Annotated in this window: 17 protein-coding genes and 7 tRNA genes; all 24 read left to right on the top strand. The window is 49.7% G+C overall.

Features of this window, described 5'->3' with window-relative positions; translation table 11 throughout:
• Positions 1-137: 137 nt before the first annotated feature.
• Complete coding sequence (gene mnmG / locus BZG80_RS10330) at positions 138-2,027, top strand: tRNA uridine-5-carboxymethylaminomethyl(34) synthesis enzyme MnmG (protein ID WP_077576850.1); 1,890 nt, start codon at positions 138-140, stop codon at positions 2,025-2,027.
• A gap of 1 nt (position 2,028) precedes the next feature.
• Positions 2,029-2,655, top strand: a complete 627-nt coding sequence (gene rsmG, locus BZG80_RS10325) for a 16S rRNA (guanine(527)-N(7))-methyltransferase RsmG (RefSeq protein WP_077576851.1) — start codon at positions 2,029-2,031, stop codon at positions 2,653-2,655.
• Between the two features lie 13 nt (positions 2,656-2,668).
• On the top strand, positions 2,669-3,466 hold the full coding sequence (locus BZG80_RS10320; RefSeq protein ID WP_025744729.1) for a ParA family protein: 798 nt from the start codon (positions 2,669-2,671) through the stop codon (positions 3,464-3,466).
• Between the two features lie 8 nt (positions 3,467-3,474).
• The gene (locus BZG80_RS10315; protein ID WP_077679282.1) at positions 3,475-4,365 is read left to right on the top strand and encodes a ParB/RepB/Spo0J family partition protein; all 891 of its coding nucleotides are present in this window, start codon (positions 3,475-3,477) and stop codon (positions 4,363-4,365) included.
• 180 nt (positions 4,366-4,545) lie between these two features.
• Positions 4,546-4,935: a F0F1 ATP synthase subunit I gene (locus BZG80_RS10310; RefSeq protein ID WP_077461786.1), complete on the top strand. Its 390-nt coding sequence runs from the start codon at positions 4,546-4,548 to the stop codon at positions 4,933-4,935.
• 8 nt (positions 4,936-4,943) lie between these two features.
• Positions 4,944-5,732 carry a F0F1 ATP synthase subunit A gene (gene atpB / locus BZG80_RS10305; protein ID WP_025744730.1) on the top strand — a complete coding sequence of 263 codons (789 nt, stop codon included), beginning with the start codon at positions 4,944-4,946 and terminating at the stop codon, positions 5,730-5,732.
• 70 nt (positions 5,733-5,802) lie between these two features.
• The gene (gene atpE, locus BZG80_RS10300; RefSeq protein ID WP_025672872.1) at positions 5,803-6,054 is read left to right on the top strand and encodes a F0F1 ATP synthase subunit C; all 252 of its coding nucleotides are present in this window, start codon (positions 5,803-5,805) and stop codon (positions 6,052-6,054) included.
• A 52-nt stretch (positions 6,055-6,106) separates the two neighbouring features.
• Positions 6,107-6,577, top strand: coding sequence for a F0F1 ATP synthase subunit B (gene atpF, locus BZG80_RS10295; protein ID WP_077461785.1), 471 nt, complete (start codon positions 6,107-6,109; stop codon positions 6,575-6,577).
• Between the two features lie 15 nt (positions 6,578-6,592).
• A complete protein-coding gene (atpH, locus tag BZG80_RS10290) occupies positions 6,593-7,126 on the top strand; it encodes a F0F1 ATP synthase subunit delta (RefSeq protein ID WP_077677237.1) in 534 nt (177 codons plus the stop codon).
• Between the two features lie 16 nt (positions 7,127-7,142).
• Positions 7,143-8,684 (top strand): F0F1 ATP synthase subunit alpha, encoded by a 1,542-nt coding sequence (atpA, locus tag BZG80_RS10285; RefSeq protein ID WP_077679281.1) that lies wholly within the window; start codon positions 7,143-7,145, stop codon positions 8,682-8,684.
• Between the two features lie 47 nt (positions 8,685-8,731).
• Positions 8,732-9,598, top strand: coding sequence for a F0F1 ATP synthase subunit gamma (atpG, locus tag BZG80_RS10280; RefSeq protein ID WP_025744734.1), 867 nt, complete (start codon positions 8,732-8,734; stop codon positions 9,596-9,598).
• 36 nt (positions 9,599-9,634) lie between these two features.
• Positions 9,635-11,038: a F0F1 ATP synthase subunit beta gene (atpD, locus tag BZG80_RS10275; RefSeq protein WP_025744735.1), complete on the top strand. Its 1,404-nt coding sequence runs from the start codon at positions 9,635-9,637 to the stop codon at positions 11,036-11,038.
• Positions 11,039-11,057: 19 nt separating this feature from the next.
• Positions 11,058-11,480 (top strand): F0F1 ATP synthase subunit epsilon, encoded by a 423-nt coding sequence (locus BZG80_RS10270; protein ID WP_077661256.1) that lies wholly within the window; start codon positions 11,058-11,060, stop codon positions 11,478-11,480.
• Between the two features lie 152 nt (positions 11,481-11,632).
• Positions 11,633-12,991 carry a bifunctional UDP-N-acetylglucosamine diphosphorylase/glucosamine-1-phosphate N-acetyltransferase GlmU gene (glmU, locus tag BZG80_RS10265; RefSeq protein WP_077576855.1) on the top strand — a complete coding sequence of 453 codons (1,359 nt, stop codon included), beginning with the start codon at positions 11,633-11,635 and terminating at the stop codon, positions 12,989-12,991.
• A gap of 117 nt (positions 12,992-13,108) precedes the next feature.
• Positions 13,109-13,183, top strand: a tRNA-Gln gene (locus BZG80_RS10260).
• A 2-nt stretch (positions 13,184-13,185) separates the two neighbouring features.
• A tRNA-Arg gene (locus BZG80_RS10255) sits at positions 13,186-13,262 on the top strand.
• Positions 13,263-13,304: 42 nt separating this feature from the next.
• Positions 13,305-13,389 (top strand) — tRNA-Leu (locus BZG80_RS10250).
• Between the two features lie 39 nt (positions 13,390-13,428).
• Positions 13,429-13,503, top strand: a tRNA-Gln gene (locus BZG80_RS10245).
• Between the two features lie 9 nt (positions 13,504-13,512).
• A tRNA-Met gene (locus BZG80_RS10240) sits at positions 13,513-13,589 on the top strand.
• 41 nt (positions 13,590-13,630) lie between these two features.
• Positions 13,631-13,717, top strand: a tRNA-Leu gene (locus BZG80_RS10235).
• 46 nt (positions 13,718-13,763) lie between these two features.
• Positions 13,764-13,848 (top strand) — tRNA-Leu (locus tag BZG80_RS10230).
• Between the two features lie 153 nt (positions 13,849-14,001).
• On the top strand, positions 14,002-14,766 hold the full coding sequence (locus BZG80_RS10225; RefSeq protein WP_021022743.1) for a DeoR/GlpR family DNA-binding transcription regulator: 765 nt from the start codon (positions 14,002-14,004) through the stop codon (positions 14,764-14,766).
• A gap of 21 nt (positions 14,767-14,787) precedes the next feature.
• On the top strand, positions 14,788-16,623 hold the full coding sequence (gene glmS / locus BZG80_RS10220) for a glutamine--fructose-6-phosphate transaminase (isomerizing) (protein WP_077679280.1): 1,836 nt from the start codon (positions 14,788-14,790) through the stop codon (positions 16,621-16,623).
• Between the two features lie 279 nt (positions 16,624-16,902).
• Positions 16,903-17,274, top strand: a complete 372-nt coding sequence (locus BZG80_RS10215) for a helix-turn-helix transcriptional regulator (protein ID WP_021022741.1) — start codon at positions 16,903-16,905, stop codon at positions 17,272-17,274.
• Positions 17,275-17,407: the final 133 nt, after the last annotated feature.

Raw genomic sequence — 17,407 nt, 5'->3', positions numbered from 1 at the left:
GATCTTATATATATAAAGCGAAAGCCTTAAGAAGATCAGGATCAAGGTTTGGTTCCTTGTTGAGATAAAAAGCGCTAGAATGTCGCCCCTTTTGCTTAGTTCATGCGCAAACACTTAACCAGGTTGAGGCTTTAATCATGTTTTACCAGGATCACTTTGACGTCATCGTTGTGGGTGGTGGCCATGCTGGTACCGAGGCAGCACTAGCCGCCGCTCGAATGAATCAAAGAACGTTGTTATTAACCCATAATATCGACACTTTGGGACAAATGTCGTGTAACCCTGCAATTGGCGGGATCGGGAAAGGACACCTGGTAAAAGAAATTGATGCCCTAGGCGGCGCGATGGCGCAAGCTATCGACAAAGGCGGGATCCAGTTTCGAACCCTGAACGCGTCGAAAGGACCCGCAGTACGAGCAACACGAGCACAAGCTGATCGTGCATTGTACAAAGCGGCGATCCGCCATACCCTGGAAAACACGCCACACCTATCCCTTTTCCAACAAGCCGTGGTGGATTTGATCGTCGATCAGGATCGCGTCACTGGGGTAGAAACAGAAATGGGACTGAAATTCAGCGCAACCACTGTGGTGTTGACTGTCGGTACCTTTTTAGGTGGAAAAATCCATATTGGTATGGATAACTACTCCGGAGGGCGCGCTGGAGATCCACCGTCGAACAAGCTCGCCGATCGCCTACGTGCACTGCCGTTTCGCGTCGATCGTTTAAAAACGGGAACGCCACCGCGTATCGATGCGCGTTCAGTCGATTTCTCAGTGATGCAAACCCAACATGGTGATACACCACGTCCGGTCTTTTCGTTTATGGGCGATGTCAGTCAACATCCTCAACAAATGCCTTGCTATATCACGTATACCAATGAAAAAACCCATGACGTGATTCGAGAAAACTTATCTCGAAGCCCAATGTATGCCGGTGTCATTGAAGGGATTGGTCCACGTTATTGCCCATCGATTGAAGACAAAGTGATGCGCTTTGCCGACAAAGACAAACATCAGATCTTTGTTGAACCTGAAGGGCTAACCAGCAATGAGCTGTATCCAAATGGTATTTCCACCAGCTTACCGTTTGATGTGCAAATGGGGATCATTCAATCGATCAAAGGCTTTGAAAACGCCAAAGTGATCCGCCCAGGTTATGCGATCGAGTATGACTTTTTCGATCCCCGCGATCTTAAGCAAACACTAGAAACCAAATTTATTAGCGGGTTATTCTTTGCCGGACAAATCAACGGCACCACCGGCTATGAAGAAGCGGGGGCTCAAGGCTTGCTGGCAGGATGTAACGCGGCGCTGCAAGCACAAGGCAAAGACGGTTGGAGCCCGCGTCGCGACCAAGCGTATATGGGCGTATTGATTGATGATCTCTCTACCATGGGCACGCAAGAGCCCTACCGTATGTTTACGTCGCGTGCTGAGTATCGCCTATTGCTGCGTGAAGATAATGCGGATATGCGTTTGACGGAAAAAGGCCGTGAGCTCGGTTTGGTCGATGATACGCGCTGGGCGCGTTTTAACCAGAAAATGGAAAACATGGAGCAAGAGCGTCAACGGTTACGTGGCACATGGATCCATCCCCATTCTGACGATGTGGCAGCACTGAACGCGATGCTCAAAACACCGTTAACACGCGAAGCGAATGGCGAGGATCTCCTGCGTCGTCCTGAGTTGCGGTATCGCGATATTGTGACATTACCAAGTTTTGAACCGGCTCATGCGGATCAGCAAGCCAGTGAACAGGTGGAAATTCAGGTGAAATATGCGGGGTATATTGACCGTCAGCAAGATGAAATTGCTAAATCACAACGTCATGAAAATACCGAATTACCCACTGATCTCGACTACGACCACATAAAAGGTTTATCGAACGAAGTGAAAGGTAAGCTCGCCGATGCGCGTCCTGAAACCGTGGGTAAAGCATCACGTATCTCTGGCGTTACGCCGGCGGCGATCTCCATTTTGCTTGTCCATTTGAAAAAGCAAGGCATGCTGAAAAAAGGGGCATAAAATGGAACAACAACTCGAACATGGGCTGGCGCAAGCTGGCCTCGTCCTGTCAGCACAACAGCAACAGCAGTTACTGGACTACGTGCGTCTGCTGCACAAATGGAATAAAGCTTACAATTTAACCTCGGTCCGTCATCCTGACGACATGGTGGTGAAACATATTCTTGATAGTCTCGTTGTCTCGCCCCACCTCAAAGGCCAACAGTTTATCGATGTCGGCACAGGACCGGGACTACCAGGCATCCCATTGGCCATTGCTAATCCGGACAAACAGTTCACCCTATTGGACAGTTTGGGTAAACGGATTCGTTTCATCCGCCAAGTTCTTCACGAACTTGGACTGACAAATGTGACCCCGGTCCAAAGTCGAGTGGAAGACTTTACCCCTGAGCATGGATTTGATGCTGTACTCAGTCGCGCCTTTGCATCGATGAGCGACATGGTGAGCTGGTGTCACCACTTACCGCATGCGCAAGGATGCTTCTATGCGTTGAAAGGACAAGTGGACCAACAAGAAATTGATGCGCTTCCTGCTGATTGTTCTGTGACCGATATCAAAGCTTTGAAGGTACCGGGATTGGAAGGGGCGCGTCATCTAGTAATCTTGAGAGCTAAGAGTAACGAGTAGAGGTCGAAAGCACGTGGGTAAAGTTATCGCGGTAGCAAACCAAAAGGGCGGCGTGGGTAAAACCACCACGAGTGTCAATCTCGCAGCATCACTGGCTGCCACCAATCGCAAGGTGCTACTGATCGATTTGGACCCACAAGGCAATGCGACTATGGCGAGCGGCATCGATAAGTACGATGTCCATGCAACGGCCTATGACCTACTCATTGAAGAAACACCGTTCGAACAAGTTGTGGTTGAAAATACGGCGGGAAGTTATCACCTTGTCGCAGCCAACGGTGATGTGACAGCAGCAGAAATAAAACTCATGGAAGTGTTCGCTCGAGAGGTTCGTCTACGCACGATGCTCGAGACTGTCGTTGACCGTTATGATTATATTTTTATTGACTGTCCCCCTTCCCTGAACCTTCTGACCATCAATGCGATGACTGCGGCTAATTCCGTTCTTGTCCCGATGCAATGTGAGTACTTTGCTCTGGAAGGACTGACTGCTTTAATGGATACCATTAGCAAGCTGGCAAGCGTGGTGAACGCCGACCTTCACGTTGAAGGTGTCTTGCGCACTATGTACGACCCAAGAAACCGATTAGCGACCGAAGTATCGGATCAGATCAAAAAACACTTCGGTGATAAGGTGTATCGTACAGTGATTCCCCGCAATGTGCGGCTCGCGGAAGCGCCAAGTCATGGCCGACCCGCCATGTACTACGACAAACTATCGAGCGGTGCTAAAGCCTACCTCGCCCTTGCGGGTGAAATTCTGCGTCGCGAAGAGCAAGCTCGCTCCTCGCCAGACGCTGTCAATGCCTGAGGAAAACAATGAATTCAGCGAAACGCGGGCTTGGAAAGGGCCTCGATGCCCTATTGGCGACCAGTGCACAGGCACAGTCTTCACAAACAGTGGTCCCTGAATCGACCGATACCAGCAATAGCGAATTACAACAGTTGTCGGTCACTATGCTGGAGCCGGGTCAGTATCAGCCGCGCCAAGGCATGGCTGAAGACGCACTGGAAGAACTGACGGAGTCAATTCGCGCTCAAGGTGTGATTCAACCTTTAGTCGTGCGTCAGATCGCGGCGGGACGCTATGAGATCATCGCCGGTGAACGTCGTTGGCGAGCCGCTAAACAAGCAGGATTAAAGCAAGYTCCTTGTTTGGTACGGGAAATGAGCAATAAGGTCGCGAGCGCGGTCGCTTTAATTGAAAACATTCAACGCGAAAACTTGAATGCAATGGAAGAAGCGCAGGCATTGGCGCGCTTAGTAGATGAATTTGAACTGACTCACCAACAGCTTGCTGAGTCACTGGGAAAGTCTCGGACCACTATTAGTAACCTACTTCGGTTAAATGGTTTGGAATCCGGGGTGCGGCAATTGCTGCTCAACAAACAACTCGAAATGGGCCACGCACGTGCCTTGCTGGCACTGGAAGGCGACGTACAAATTGATGCGGCTTTGACCGCGGTCAATAAGAAAATGACGGTTCGCCAAATAGAAAAACTGGTAAAAAAAATGCTTTCGCCACCAGTTGAAGCGAAAAAGCCTAAATTATCACCTGAAGTTGAAGCCCTTCAGCAACGCCTGGGCGATAAATTTGGCGTGAGTGTCGCTTTAACACAACAGAAAAACGGCAGTGGGAAATTAGTGATTAATTTCGAAGAATCTGAAAAGTTAGCGCAAATTCTTGCAATTTTCGACGAAGAAATGTGACTTATGCCAGTCGCTTTTTGTTACATAAAAGTGCTTACTGTGATCAGGTTACGCTGTTGTAAAATTTTCCCTGCTTTTTTACATTGATGCGATTGCATTAGTCGGGGCGAAACGTATAATTTTTGCTGTTTTCCCAGCACGGCAACAGTGCTAAGTGGAACGGAATCGAGGAACAAATACATGGTATCGACGCTCGCGCGGCCGGGTCGTGAAATCGCGACAAAATTGGTGCTTTTGCAGGCTGGCGTCGTATTAGCAACGGCAATCTTGATGGCACTTGCTATCAATGTCGACTGGGGAAAATCCGCGTTAATCGGTGGGGGTATCTTTGTGATAGCCAATGCTGTGTTTGCGTCGTGTGCTTTCCTCTTTAGTGGGGCAAGAGCTGCAAAATTTGTGGTCGCGTCCTTCTTTGGCGGTGAAGTCTTAAAAATTTCACTGACCGTCGTCCTGTTTGTCCTTGCTTACCTGTATGTCGAGGTGGAACTTGTTCCCCTCAAACTGGCCTATTTGCTGGCATTAGGGATTAATATCTTTGCGCCAGTTTTATTCATTAACAACAACAAATAGGATGAGTTATGGCTGCGTCAGGTGATGCGCTTACACCGTCTAGCTACATCACTCACCACCTGACACACTTGTCAAGCGGTGAGGGGTTTTGGGCGGTTCATATTGATAGCCTGTTTTTCTCTGTCCTCATCGGTATCGTCTTCTTAGGCATTTTCCGATCAGTGGCAAAGAAAGCATCGACAGGTGTCCCGGGTAAGCTTCAGTGTTTTGTCGAAATCTTGGTTGAGTTCGTTGATGACAATGTCCGCGAAACCTTCCATGGACGCAATCCGCTGATCGCACCTTTGGCCCTGACTATCTTCGTCTGGATATTCCTGATGAATACGATGGACTTAATTCCTATCGATTTTCTTCCTTATCCGGCGGAACACTGGTTGGGTATTCCATATTTAAAAGTGGTTCCAACTGCAGACGTAAATATCACCCTTGCAATGGCGCTGGGCGTGTTCTTCTTGATGATTTTTTACAGCATCAAGATAAAGGGTATCGGTGGCTTTGCTAAAGAGCTAGCGTTACACCCGTTTAATCACCCGATCATGATTCCGTTCAACCTCCTGTTGGAGATAGTTTCGTTACTGGCGAAGCCTATTTCTCTTGGGATGCGTCTGTTCGGTAACATGTTTGCCGGTGAGGTGGTATTTATTCTTATCGCGGCGTTACTGCCGTGGTGGGCGCAATGGCTGGGTTCTGTGCCGTGGGCAATTTTCCACATTCTAGTCATTACGATTCAAGCCTTTGTCTTTATGATGTTGACCGTCGTGTATCTCTCGCAGGCGCACGAAGACTCAGATCATTGATGACATTTTTTAGAAAGCAATTTGTTAGTCATTATTGGCTTATAGCCGACAACGAAAACTGGAGATAGTGATGGAAACTTTATTGAGCTTTTCTGCAATTGCCGTGGGCATCATTGTAGGTCTTGCTTCCCTTGGTACTGCGATTGGTTTCGCCCTGCTGGGTGGTAAATTCCTTGAAGGTGCAGCACGTCAACCTGAGATGGCTCCTATGCTGCAAGTTAAGATGTTCATCATCGCGGGTCTTCTTGATGCGGTTCCAATGATCGGTATCGTAATTGCACTGCTGTTCACGTTCGCGAACCCATTCGTAGGTCAACTGTAAACTGGCTAATAGCTGAACAGACCCTTTAGCTTATGATTAAGGAGGCGCCGTTGTGAATATCAACGCAACTCTGCTAGGCCAGGCAATCGCGTTCACTATCTTTGTGTGGTTCTGCATGAAATATGTATGGCCACCATTGATGCAAGCGATTGAAGAGCGTCAGAAAAAAATAGCTGACGGTCTCGCGGCGGCTGATCGCGCCGCCAAAGACCTGGATTTAGCCCAGGCGAACGCTTCTGATCAATTGAAAGAAGCGAAGCGCAATGCAACTGACATTATCGAGCAGGCCAACAAACGCAAAGCACAAATCCTCGATGAGGCACGTGTCGAAGCGGCTGCTGAGCGCGACAATATCCTAAACCAGGGTAAGGCCGAGTTGGAAGCAGAGCGTAACCGTGCACGCGATGAGCTGCGTAAGCAAGTCGCATCGCTCGCTGTTATTGGTGCCGAGAAAATTATTGAGCGTTCTATTGACCAGAACGCGCATAAAGATCTTCTCGATAAAATCACTGCAGAACTGTAATAAGGAGGGGCAGCAATGTCTGAACTGACAACACTCGCTCGCCCCTACGCGAAAGCAGCCTTTGATTTTGCGGTAGAAAAAGGCGAGTTAGTCCAATGGGCTGAAATGCTTGCCTTTACTGCTGAGATTGCCCGTGATGAACGCGTAAAACATATGTTAGACGCGTCCTACTCTGCCGAGAAATTAGCAGATATTTTCATCACAGTGGGTGGCGATCAGCTCAACGATTTCGGCCAAAATTTGATTAAAATGATGGCGGAAAACAAGCGTCTAAAAGCGCTTCCTGAAGTTTGTGAACAGTTTCTCGCCATGCGCGCGGAATTGGAAAAAGAAGTTGATGTGCAAGTCACGTCAGCGACGGCTCTTTCCGAAGAGCAACAACAAGCCATCAGTGAAAAGCTAACGACGCGTTTTGAGCGCAAAGTAAAGCTGAACTGTAGTGTAGACGAAGCCCTGGTTGCCGGGGTTATTATTCGAGCTGGAGACTTGGTCATCGATAACTCAGTAAGTGGCCGTATGCGCCGCCTGAGCGATGCATTGCAGTCTTGATTTGGGGAATTGGAGCATGCAACTTAATTCCACGGAAATTAGCGATCTGATCAAACAACGCATCGAAAAATTCGACGTTGTGAGTGAAGCGCGTAACGAAGGTACCATCGTGTCAGTCAGCGACGGTATTATTCGTATCCATGGCCTTGCTGATGCGATGCAAGGGGAAATGATTGAACTGCCTGGTAACCGTTATGCGCTAGCATTAAACCTTGAGCGTGACTCTGTAGGTGCGGTTGTGATGGGTCCGTATTCGGACCTACAAGAAGGCATGAAAGTCACCGGTACTGGTCGCATTCTTGAAGTACCGACGGGTCCTGAACTGTTAGGTCGTGTGGTGAACACCTTGGGTGAGCCAATCGACGGTAAAGGACCGATCGAAACCGAAACCACTTCGCCTGTCGAAGTGATTGCGCCGGGCGTTATCGCTCGTCAATCGGTCGATCAACCTGTTCAAACCGGCTATAAAGCGGTTGACTCAATGATCCCTATCGGCCGAGGCCAGCGTGAGCTGATCATCGGTGACCGCCAAACCGGTAAAACCGCGTTGGCGATCGATGCGATCATTAACCAGAAAAACTCTGGTATCTACTCTATTTATGTCGCGATTGGTCAAAAAGCCTCAACCATTGCCAACGTAGTTCGCAAGTTGGAAGAGCATGATGCACTGAAAAACACCATTGTTGTGGTGGCTTCAGCGTCTGAAGCGGCAGCATTGCAATACCTTGCGCCTTACTCGGGTTGTGCAATGGGCGAGTATTTCCGTGACCGCGGTGAAGATGCGCTGATTGTTTACGATGACCTGTCTAAGCAGGCTGTTGCATATCGTCAGATCTCGCTGCTGCTACGTCGTCCACCAGGCCGTGAAGCCTTCCCGGGTGACGTTTTCTACTTGCACTCACGTCTTCTTGAGCGAGCTGCACGTGTAAACGCGCACTATGTCGAAGCGTTCACCAAAGGTGAAGTGAAAGGTAAAACCGGTTCATTAACCGCCTTGCCTATCATTGAAACCCAAGCGGGTGACGTGTCTGCATTCGTACCGACCAACGTTATCTCGATCACCGATGGTCAGATCTTCCTGCAAACTGAGCTGTTCAACGCCGGTATCCGTCCCGCGGTTGACCCAGGTATCTCGGTCTCTCGTGTCGGTGGCTCTGCGCAAACTAAGATCATGAAAAAACTGTCAGGCGGTATTCGTACAGCCTTGGCACAATATCGTGAGCTTGCTGCATTTGCTCAGTTCTCATCGGATCTGGATGACGCAACCAAGAAGCAATTGGATCACGGTCAGAAAGTGACCGAGCTGATGAAGCAGATGCAATATGCGCCAATGTCTGTCTTTGAACAGGCCATGGTTATTTTTGCGGCTGAAAAAGGCTACTTGGAAGACGTTGAGCTGAACAAGATCGGTGACTTTGAGCAATCTCTGCTCGCCTTTGCGAAGGCGCAGTATGCCGACCTAGCTGCTCAGATTGATGAGTCTGGTGCTTACAACGATGACGTTGAAGCGCAGTTGAGAAAGCTGTTGGACGACTTCAAAGCGACCCAGACTTGGTAACATTGTAGGTGACCACTTAGGTGGTCACCCACTAACGGAGAGTAACTATGGCCGGCGCAAAAGAGATTCGTACTAAGATCGGAAGTGTGAAAAACACACAGAAGATCACTAAAGCGATGGAAATGGTGGCAGCCTCCAAAATGCGTAAAACGCAAGAAGCCATGGAGTCGTCACGTCCATATGCTGTCACTATGCGCAAAGTGATCGGTCATCTTGCACTGGGTAACTTGGAGTACCGTCATCCTTATTTGGAAGAGCGGGAAGCCAAGCGCGTTGGTTACATCATCATTTCTACTGACCGCGGATTGTGTGGTGGCTTGAACATTAACCTGTTCAAAAATGTCATCACAGATATGGAAAGCTGGACCCACAAAGGTGCTGAGATCGATATGGCATTGGTCGGGGCGAAAGCGACCGCTTTCTTTAACAATTACGGCGGAAATGTAGTCGCACAAACCTCTGGTTTGGGGGATACCCCCGTACTGGAAGACCTGATCGGTACGGTCGGGGTGATGCTGAAAAAATACAATGAAGGTGAGCTGGACCGCTTATATGTTGTTTTCAATAAATTTGAGAACACCATGGTGCAGACCCCAGTGATCGATCAATTGCTGCCTTTGCCCAAGTCAGACGACGAGGATATGCAGACTAGCCACGCTTGGGATTATATCTATGAGCCTGAGCCGAAGCCCTTGCTCGATACTTTGTTGGTTCGCTATGCCGAGTCACAAGTGTATCAAGGTGTGGTGGAAAACCTCGCCAGTGAGCAAGCGGCGCGTATGGTTGCGATGAAAGCTGCGACCGACAATGCAGGTAATCTGATTGATGATCTGCAGTTGGTGTACAACAAAGCCCGTCAGGCTGCGATCACCCAAGAGCTGTCAGAGATTGTTTCTGGCGCAAGTGCGGTGTAAAGGCAAAGGTTAACGAACTAGTTTAGAGGAATAACGATGGCTACAGGTAAGATCGTTCAGATCATCGGTGCGGTAGTCGACGTAGAGTTTCCACAAGACGCAGTGCCTAAGGTATATGATGCGTTGAATGTGAAACGTGAAGGCGAGCGTCTGGTGTTGGAAGTTCAGCAGCAGCTAGGTGGTGGCGTAATTCGTGCTATCGCTATGGGCTCATCTGATGGTCTGCGTCGTGGAATCGAAGTAGAAAACTCAGGGGCTGCAATCCAAGTCCCTGTTGGGGAAGCAACGCTAGGACGTATCGTCAACGTTCTGGGTGATGCAATTGATGAGCGTGGCGATCTTGGTGAAAAAGAGCGCTACTCGATTCACCGTGAAGCGCCAACTTACGAAGAACAATCGAATTCCACTGAGCTTTTGGAAACCGGTGTTAAGGTTATCGACCTTATCTGCCCGTTTGCGAAAGGCGGTAAAATCGGTTTGTTCGGTGGTGCGGGTGTTGGTAAAACCGTCAACATGATGGAGCTTATCAACAACATCGCACTGCAACACTCAGGTCTGTCTGTATTTGCTGGTGTAGGGGAGCGTACTCGTGAGGGTAACGACTTCTACTACGAAATGCAGGAAGCGGGTGTTGTTAATATCGAAAACCCTGAAGAGTCAAAAGTGGCCATGGTGTATGGTCAGATGAACGAGCCACCAGGTAACCGCCTGCGTGTCGCACTGACCGGTCTAACCATGGCGGAAAAATTCCGTGATGATGGCCGTGATGTTCTACTGTTCATCGACAACATCTATCGCTATACCCTTGCCGGTACTGAGGTATCTGCACTGTTGGGTCGTATGCCATCAGCAGTAGGTTATCAGCCAACGCTCGCTGAAGAGATGGGTGTATTGCAAGAGCGGATCACGTCTACCCGTACTGGTTCGATTACTTCCGTACAGGCGGTTTACGTGCCAGCGGATGACTTGACTGACCCGTCACCAGCCACCACCTTTGCCCACTTGGATGCAACGGTTGTATTGTCACGTAACATCGCGTCTATGGGTATGTACCCAGCGATCGACCCATTGGATTCGACATCACGTATGTTGGACCCCTTGGTGGTAGGTCAAGACCACTATGATATGGCACGTGGTGTGCAATCTGTGCTTCAGCGCTATAAAGAGCTGAAAGACATTATTGCTATTCTGGGTATGGATGAGCTATCTGAAGAAGATAAGCTAACGGTTGCACGTGCACGTAAGATTGAACGTTTCTTGACTCAACCTTACCACGTCGCTGAAGTGTTCACCGGCCAACCAGGTGTTTATGTTTCGCTGAAAGATACTATTGCAAGCTTCAAAGGCCTGCTCAGTGGCGAGTACGATGATATTCCAGAGCAGGCTTTCCTGTACTGCGGTAGCATCGACGAAGTACTCGAAAAAGCGAAAAACCTGTAAGGCTTGAGTAGGAGGCGATATGGCAGCGATAACCTTCCATCTGGATGTGGTCAGTGCAGAGCGACGATTGTTCTCTGGCCGTGCCGAGCATATTCAGGTGACCGGTAGCGAAGGTGAACTGGGTATTCACGCAGGACACACACCGCTGCTGACCGCTATCACGCCGGGCATGGTGCGTATCGTCAAGCAAGGCGGTAGCGAAGAGATTATTTATCTTTCTGGCGGCACGCTTGAAGTTCAGCCTAGTACAGTCACTGTACTGGCTGATACGGCAATTCGTGGTGAAGAGCTAGACCAAGCCAAGGCAGAAGAAGCGAAGCGTCGCGCTGAGGATAAAATCCATAATCAGCATAAAGACGTCGACTTTGCTCAAGCGGCCAGTGACCTGGCTAAAGCGGTTGCGAAGCTTCGAGTGATCGAGCTGACCAAACACAAGCGTTAATCAGGCACTTACGGTAAGAATATAAGCGACGCTTCGGCGTCGCTTTTTTTATGTGCCGCGCGACGTGATATCTGCTAGGTGCGTCTTACCACCAAAAAGCGTTACACTGAGCCTCATTATTTATTCAAATCAACCCTCATCACGGAAAGACTATGCAATACAGTGCGGTTATTCTCGCGGCCGGTAAGGGCACGCGCATGTATTCTCAAACCCCTAAAGTGCTTCACACATTGGCTGGTAAACCAATGGTTGAACATGTGATTGATACCTGCCACAGCCTCGGCGCTTCGCAAATTCATTTAGTATATGGCCATGGTGGTGAAACTATGCAGCGTGTGTTGGCTCACTCGCCGGTGAATTGGTGCTTACAAGCCGAGCAGCTCGGGACTGGCCATGCAGTGCAACAAGCTGCGCCACATTTCGCCGATGATGAGCAAGTGTTGGTGCTCTATGGCGATGTGCCCTTAATTTCAGAGCAAACCTTAACGCGTTTGCTAGAAGGGCAGCCAGAGGGCGGGATTGGGCTGTTAACTGTGCATCAGGACGATCCAACCGGTTACGGTCGTATTGTGCGTGAAAAAGGGGAAGTGGTCGCGATTGTCGAGCAAAAAGATGCGACTGACAGTCAGCTTGCGATCACCGAAATTAACACCGGCGTATTGGTGGCAACAGGACGCGACCTACGTCATTGGTTGTCGCAGCTAGACAATAATAATGCCCAAGGCGAGTTTTACCTTACGGATGTGATTGCGCTGGCGCATCAACAAGGCCGGGCTATTCAAGCGGTTCACCCCGTCAATGCTGTCGAAGTCGAAGGCGTCAATAACCGCCTGCAGCTCTCTCGTCTTGAGCGTGAGTATCAAAAAATGCAAGCCGAGCAACTGCTACTGAGCGGCGTCATGCTTACCGATCCGGCGCGCTTTGATCTACGCGGCCAGTTGCAATGTGGCCGAGATGTCACCATTGATGCCAACGTCATCATCGAAGGCAGTGTGACCTTGGGTGATAACGTCACTATCGGGGCCGGAAGCGTACTGATTGATTGCGAGATTGATGACAACACCTTAATTCGCCCTTATAGCGTGGTGGAAGGTGCTAGCGTCGGGGAAGACTGCACGGTTGGGCCGTTTACGCGGCTACGTCCTGGCGCTGAAATGGCACGCAATGCCCATGTGGGCAACTTCGTGGAAATGAAAAAAAGCCAACTTGGCGAAGGCTCTAAAGCCAACCACCTGACGTATCTTGGTGATACTGAGGTGGGATGCGGCGTGAATATCGGCGCTGGCGTGATCACCTGTAATTACGATGGTGCCAATAAACATAAAACCGTGATTAAAGATAATGCCTTTATTGGATCGGACTCTCAGCTCGTCGCCCCGGTGGTGATTGGTGAAGGGGTCACCGTTGGCGCGGGCAGTACCATCAGTAAAGATGTCGCGGATGGTCAACTAATCATCACTCGCGCCAAACCAAGGACAATTGAGGCTTGGCAACGGCCGAAAAAGAAGTAGAATACTGACTATTGAGCGCGCACAGCGGCTTTTTAGCTTGATAGGCGAAAAGTTGTGCGGTTGGTAAAATCAGGTATTGACTCCCGATAAAAACCAGCCTATTATGCGCGCCTCAGTTGGGGTATCGCCAAGCGGTAAGGCAACGGGTTTTGATCTCGTCATTCCCAGGTTCGAATCCTGGTACCCCAGCCAACGCGTCCGTAGCTCAGCTGGATAGAGTACCTGGCTACGAACCAGGCGGTCGGAGGTTCGAATCCTCCCGGACGCGCCATCTTTCTTCAACTACCATGAAGTGAGATGAACAACTTGGAAAGCGGAAGTGGCGGAATTGGTAGACGCACCAGATTTAGGTTCTGGCGCCGCAAGGTGTGAGAGTTCAAGTCTCTCCTTCCGCACCATTTATTAAAGACATGTGGCTGTAAAGCGGCATGAAAAATTGGGGTATCGCCAAGCGGTAAGGCAACGGGTTTTGATCTCGTCATTCCCAGGTTCGAATCCTGGTACCCCAGCCACTTTAGGTCGGCTACGTAGCTCAGTTGGTTAGAGCACATCACTCATAATGATGGGGTCACAGGTTCGAATCCCGTCGTAGCCACCATTATTCTGATTTATTGCAGATGCAGTGAATCACACCGGTTTGCGGCGGTGGCGGAATTGGTAGACGCGCTAGCTTCAGGTGCTAGTGTCCGAAAGGACGTGAGGGTTCAAGTCCCTCCCCCCGCACCAAGACAATTGATACTTAGCCCGCCCGCTGAGTTATCATAAAAAACATGCGGAAGTGGCGGAATTGGTAGACGCACCAGATTTAGGTTCTGGCGCCGCAAGGTGTGAGAGTTCAAGTCTCTCCTTCCGCACCATATTAAGCCCACTAGCTTCAGCTGGTGGGCTTTTTTCGTTTTTGTTATCTGCCAGTCACACTTCTCGGTCCCTCTAATACTTTTCGCCACTTCATCTTGAACTTTGTTTTGTTTTGTTTATCATAAGTTTCGAATCGAAACTTTAGTGGTTATATGTCGAAACGAAATACCCAACAACGCCGTCACACCATTGTGTCCTTGCTAACAGAGCAAGGGCAGGTGAGTGTTGATGCCCTCTCTCAACGCTTTGAAACCTCCGAAGTGACTATCCGTAAAGATTTGGCCGAGCTGGAGAAAAACGGCCTGCTACTGCGCCGTTATGGCGGAGCTGTGCCTGTACCGCAAGAAATGGTATCGGAGCAGGCGGTGAAAGTGTCGAAGCAAAAGCAAAGTATTGCCGATACTGCGGCGGCGCGTATTCGAGATCATAACCGTATCGTCGTCGACAGTGGCACCACGACTGCGGCTTTAATCCCTTTGCTCGACAAAAAGCGCGGTCTAGTGGTGATGACTAACTCATTGCAGGTTGCCAATGCGATTCGTGAGCTTGAACACGAACCCACTTTATTAATGACGGGGGGAACGTGGGATACCCATTCTGAGTCCTTTCAAGGCCAAGTAGCCGAACAAACCTTACGTGCCTATGACTTTGATCAGCTCTTTGTTGGCGCCGACGGCATTGATGTCGGGCGTGGCACGACCACATTTAATGAAATGACGGGTCTGACACGGGTGATGGCGGAGGTCGCGCGTGAAGTGGTGGTGATGATCGAATCTGACAAGATCAGTCGCCGTATTCCTAACTTGGAGCTTGCCTGGTCCAGCATCGATACCTTGATCACCGATAGCCAACTCGACGACGATCTCAAGCGCGCGATCGAACAAACGGGGACAGATGTGATCTGTGCCGATACCTGATAAACCCAATAAGGAAAGACTATGTGTGGAATTGTAGGCGCTGTGGCGCAGCGTGATGTGGCTGAAATTTTAGTGGAAGGCCTACGTCGTCTTGAATACCGCGGTTATGACTCTGCTGGCGTTGCGATCACGGATGACCAGGGGCAATTAACCCGCGTTCGTCGTTTGGGTAAGGTTGCTGCGCTCTCCGATGCTGTTGCAGCGTCTCATCCGACCGGGGGAACGGGGATTGCGCATACACGTTGGGCCACCCATGGAGAACCCAGCGAAGCCAATGCCCACCCACACATGTCCGGTAATGATATTGCGGTGGTCCATAATGGCATTATCGAAAACCATCAGACATTGCGTGAACAGCTGCAAGCACGTGGCTATCAATTTGATTCGCAAACCGATACCGAAGTGATCGCTCACTTAGTTGACTGGGAGATGCAACAAGGTGGTGATTTGCTGAATGCATTTCAACGCACCGTCGATCAGCTTGAAGGGGCTTACGGCACCGTAGTGATGGATAGACGCCAACCTGAACGGTTGATTGCCGCGCGCTCGGGCAGTCCATTAGTGATTGGCCTTGGGGTAGGAGAAAACTTTCTCGCCTCGGATCAGCTTGCGCTGCTCAATGTCACGCGTCGCTTTATCTATCTCGAAGAAGGGGATGTGGCTGATATCTCTCGCCGCGAGGTGACAATTTATAATCAGGAGGGCACACCGGTCGAGCGCGAGGTGAATGAAGCCAGTGCTCAATACGATGCCGCCGATAAAGGCCAATATCGCCACTACATGCAAAAAGAAATCTATGAGCAACCCACGGCATTGACGAACACCATGGAAGGCCGTTTGGGCAACGACCATGTGATTGTGGATGCGATTGGCAATGGCGCCAGCGATATTTTGGCCAAAGCGCAGCACATTCAAATTATCGCCTGCGGGACCTCTTACAATGCGGGCATGGTGGCACGTTATTGGTTTGAGTCGTTGGCTGGGATTAGCTGTGATGTCGAGATTGCTTCTGAGTTTCGCTATCGCCAGTTTGTTACCCGTCCCAACAGTGTGCTCATTACCTTATCGCAATCTGGCGAAACGGCCGATACGCTAGCGGCGCTGCGCTTAGCGAAAGAGCGTGGTTATATGGCGACCATGGCCATTTGTAATGTGGCAGGTTCATCACTGGTTCGTGAGTCTGACTTAGCCTTTATGACGCGAGCAGGGACGGAAATCGGCGTTGCATCGACCAAAGCTTTTACTACCCAGCTGTCCGCGCTACTGATGCTGGTCACCGCGCTGGGTAAAATGCAAGGGCGTATCGGCCGTGATAAAGAGCGTGAGGTTGTCGATGCCTTGCACCATCTCCCCTCTAGCATTGAGCAGGCACTCACGTTTGATAAAGCGATTGAGCAGCTCGCTCAGGACTTTGCTGACAAGCATCATGCGCTCTTCCTTGGCCGTGGTGAGTATTATCCGATTGCCATTGAAGCCGCGCTCAAGCTAAAAGAAATCTCTTATATTCACGCTGAGGCCTATGCCGCTGGTGAGCTAAAGCACGGCCCATTGGCGCTGATTGATGCTGACATGCCGGTGATTGTGATCGCACCGAACAATGAGCTGTTGGAAAAGCTCAAATCAAACATTGAAGAAGTGCGTGCCCGTGGTGGCCAGCTCTATGTGTTTGCCGATCAAGATGCCGGTTTTACACCGGAAGAAGGCATGAAAATTATCGCCATGCCACACGTGGATAACATCATCGCCCCGGTGTTCTACACCATCCCGATGCAGCAATTGTCGTATCATGTAGCCTTAATTAAAGGCACGGACGTTGACCAACCTCGTAACCTCGCCAAAGCGGTGACGGTGGAATAATCCTGCCTAGTAATCACCACGCTCTGACTAGGAGCGTGGTTGATCATTTATCAGTTACTTCTTCTTTGCTATAAAAATGCGATCTGCATAGGCTTTGTTGCAAAATGCAAATCATTTTGCATTCAATCTCAGGCATGGCGTCTTGAAAAATAAACAGGATGTCGTGTGTGTATCTAAGTATATGATTTTTAAGTCTTTATTTGATGCCTAATAACCTGGCCTACATTGTGCATACTCAGGGTATAACGACAAATATTGATAAGTTGTAGTGAGGAAGCAATGATTGATTCTAAAACCCAAGTAGCAAAACGCATCAAAGAAGCGCGTGAGTGGAAAGGCATCACTCAAGTAAAAATGGCCAAACTACTCAATGTGGCGCGTCAGACTTATTTGGATATCGAAAACGGTAAAACTGAGCCTCGCGTTCGCATGCTTTCCAATATCGCTGAATTGACTGAACGTCCATTAGTGTGGTTTGTCTATGGCGACGAAGATGTTGAGATGCATGATGTTCAATACAAGCAAGATGTGAACCGCTTGCTCGAGCATTTCTCGCGTTTACCCCATGAAGCGCGCACGGCCATTTTAAATCAAAGCGTGAATATGGCGTCGTTCCTTGTGAACTATTCAAAGGCCGCTCAACGCGCATAAGAGCACTGCCTGACCGACTAGATATGCGGGTAAGTGCTTGCTTACTGAGGTAGGCATCCGTAGCGCAGCATCACACTATCGATGTGCGCTACCATGATACGCCTACCGAGCCATGCATAATGCAGGGTTGGTG

The organism is Salinivibrio sp. MA440, assembly GCF_001996265.1.
GTDB lineage: Bacteria > Pseudomonadota > Gammaproteobacteria > Enterobacterales > Vibrionaceae > Salinivibrio > Salinivibrio costicola.
The sequence above is the reverse complement of the archived record's forward strand: the minus strand, read 5'-3'. Positions and strand labels throughout refer to the sequence as shown.

Coding starts and splice junctions, on each gene's coding strand:
- mnmG (WP_077576850.1), top strand. CDS start 138: ATGTTTTACCAGGATCACTTTGACGTCATCGTTGTGGGTGGTGGCCAT.
- rsmG (WP_077576851.1), top strand. CDS start 2,029: ATGGAACAACAACTCGAACATGGGCTGGCGCAAGCTGGCCTCGTCCTG.
- BZG80_RS10310 (WP_077461786.1), top strand. CDS start 4,546: ATGGTATCGACGCTCGCGCGGCCGGGTCGTGAAATCGCGACAAAATTG.
- atpB (WP_025744730.1), top strand. CDS start 4,944: ATGGCTGCGTCAGGTGATGCGCTTACACCGTCTAGCTACATCACTCAC.
- atpE (WP_025672872.1), top strand. CDS start 5,803: ATGGAAACTTTATTGAGCTTTTCTGCAATTGCCGTGGGCATCATTGTA.
- atpH (WP_077677237.1), top strand. CDS start 6,593: ATGTCTGAACTGACAACACTCGCTCGCCCCTACGCGAAAGCAGCCTTT.
- atpA (WP_077679281.1), top strand. CDS start 7,143: ATGCAACTTAATTCCACGGAAATTAGCGATCTGATCAAACAACGCATC.
- atpG (WP_025744734.1), top strand. CDS start 8,732: ATGGCCGGCGCAAAAGAGATTCGTACTAAGATCGGAAGTGTGAAAAAC.
- atpD (WP_025744735.1), top strand. CDS start 9,635: ATGGCTACAGGTAAGATCGTTCAGATCATCGGTGCGGTAGTCGACGTA.
- BZG80_RS10270 (WP_077661256.1), top strand. CDS start 11,058: ATGGCAGCGATAACCTTCCATCTGGATGTGGTCAGTGCAGAGCGACGA.
- glmU (WP_077576855.1), top strand. CDS start 11,633: ATGCAATACAGTGCGGTTATTCTCGCGGCCGGTAAGGGCACGCGCATG.
- BZG80_RS10225 (WP_021022743.1), top strand. CDS start 14,002: ATGTCGAAACGAAATACCCAACAACGCCGTCACACCATTGTGTCCTTG.
- glmS (WP_077679280.1), top strand. CDS start 14,788: ATGTGTGGAATTGTAGGCGCTGTGGCGCAGCGTGATGTGGCTGAAATT.
- BZG80_RS10215 (WP_021022741.1), top strand. CDS start 16,903: ATGATTGATTCTAAAACCCAAGTAGCAAAACGCATCAAAGAAGCGCGT.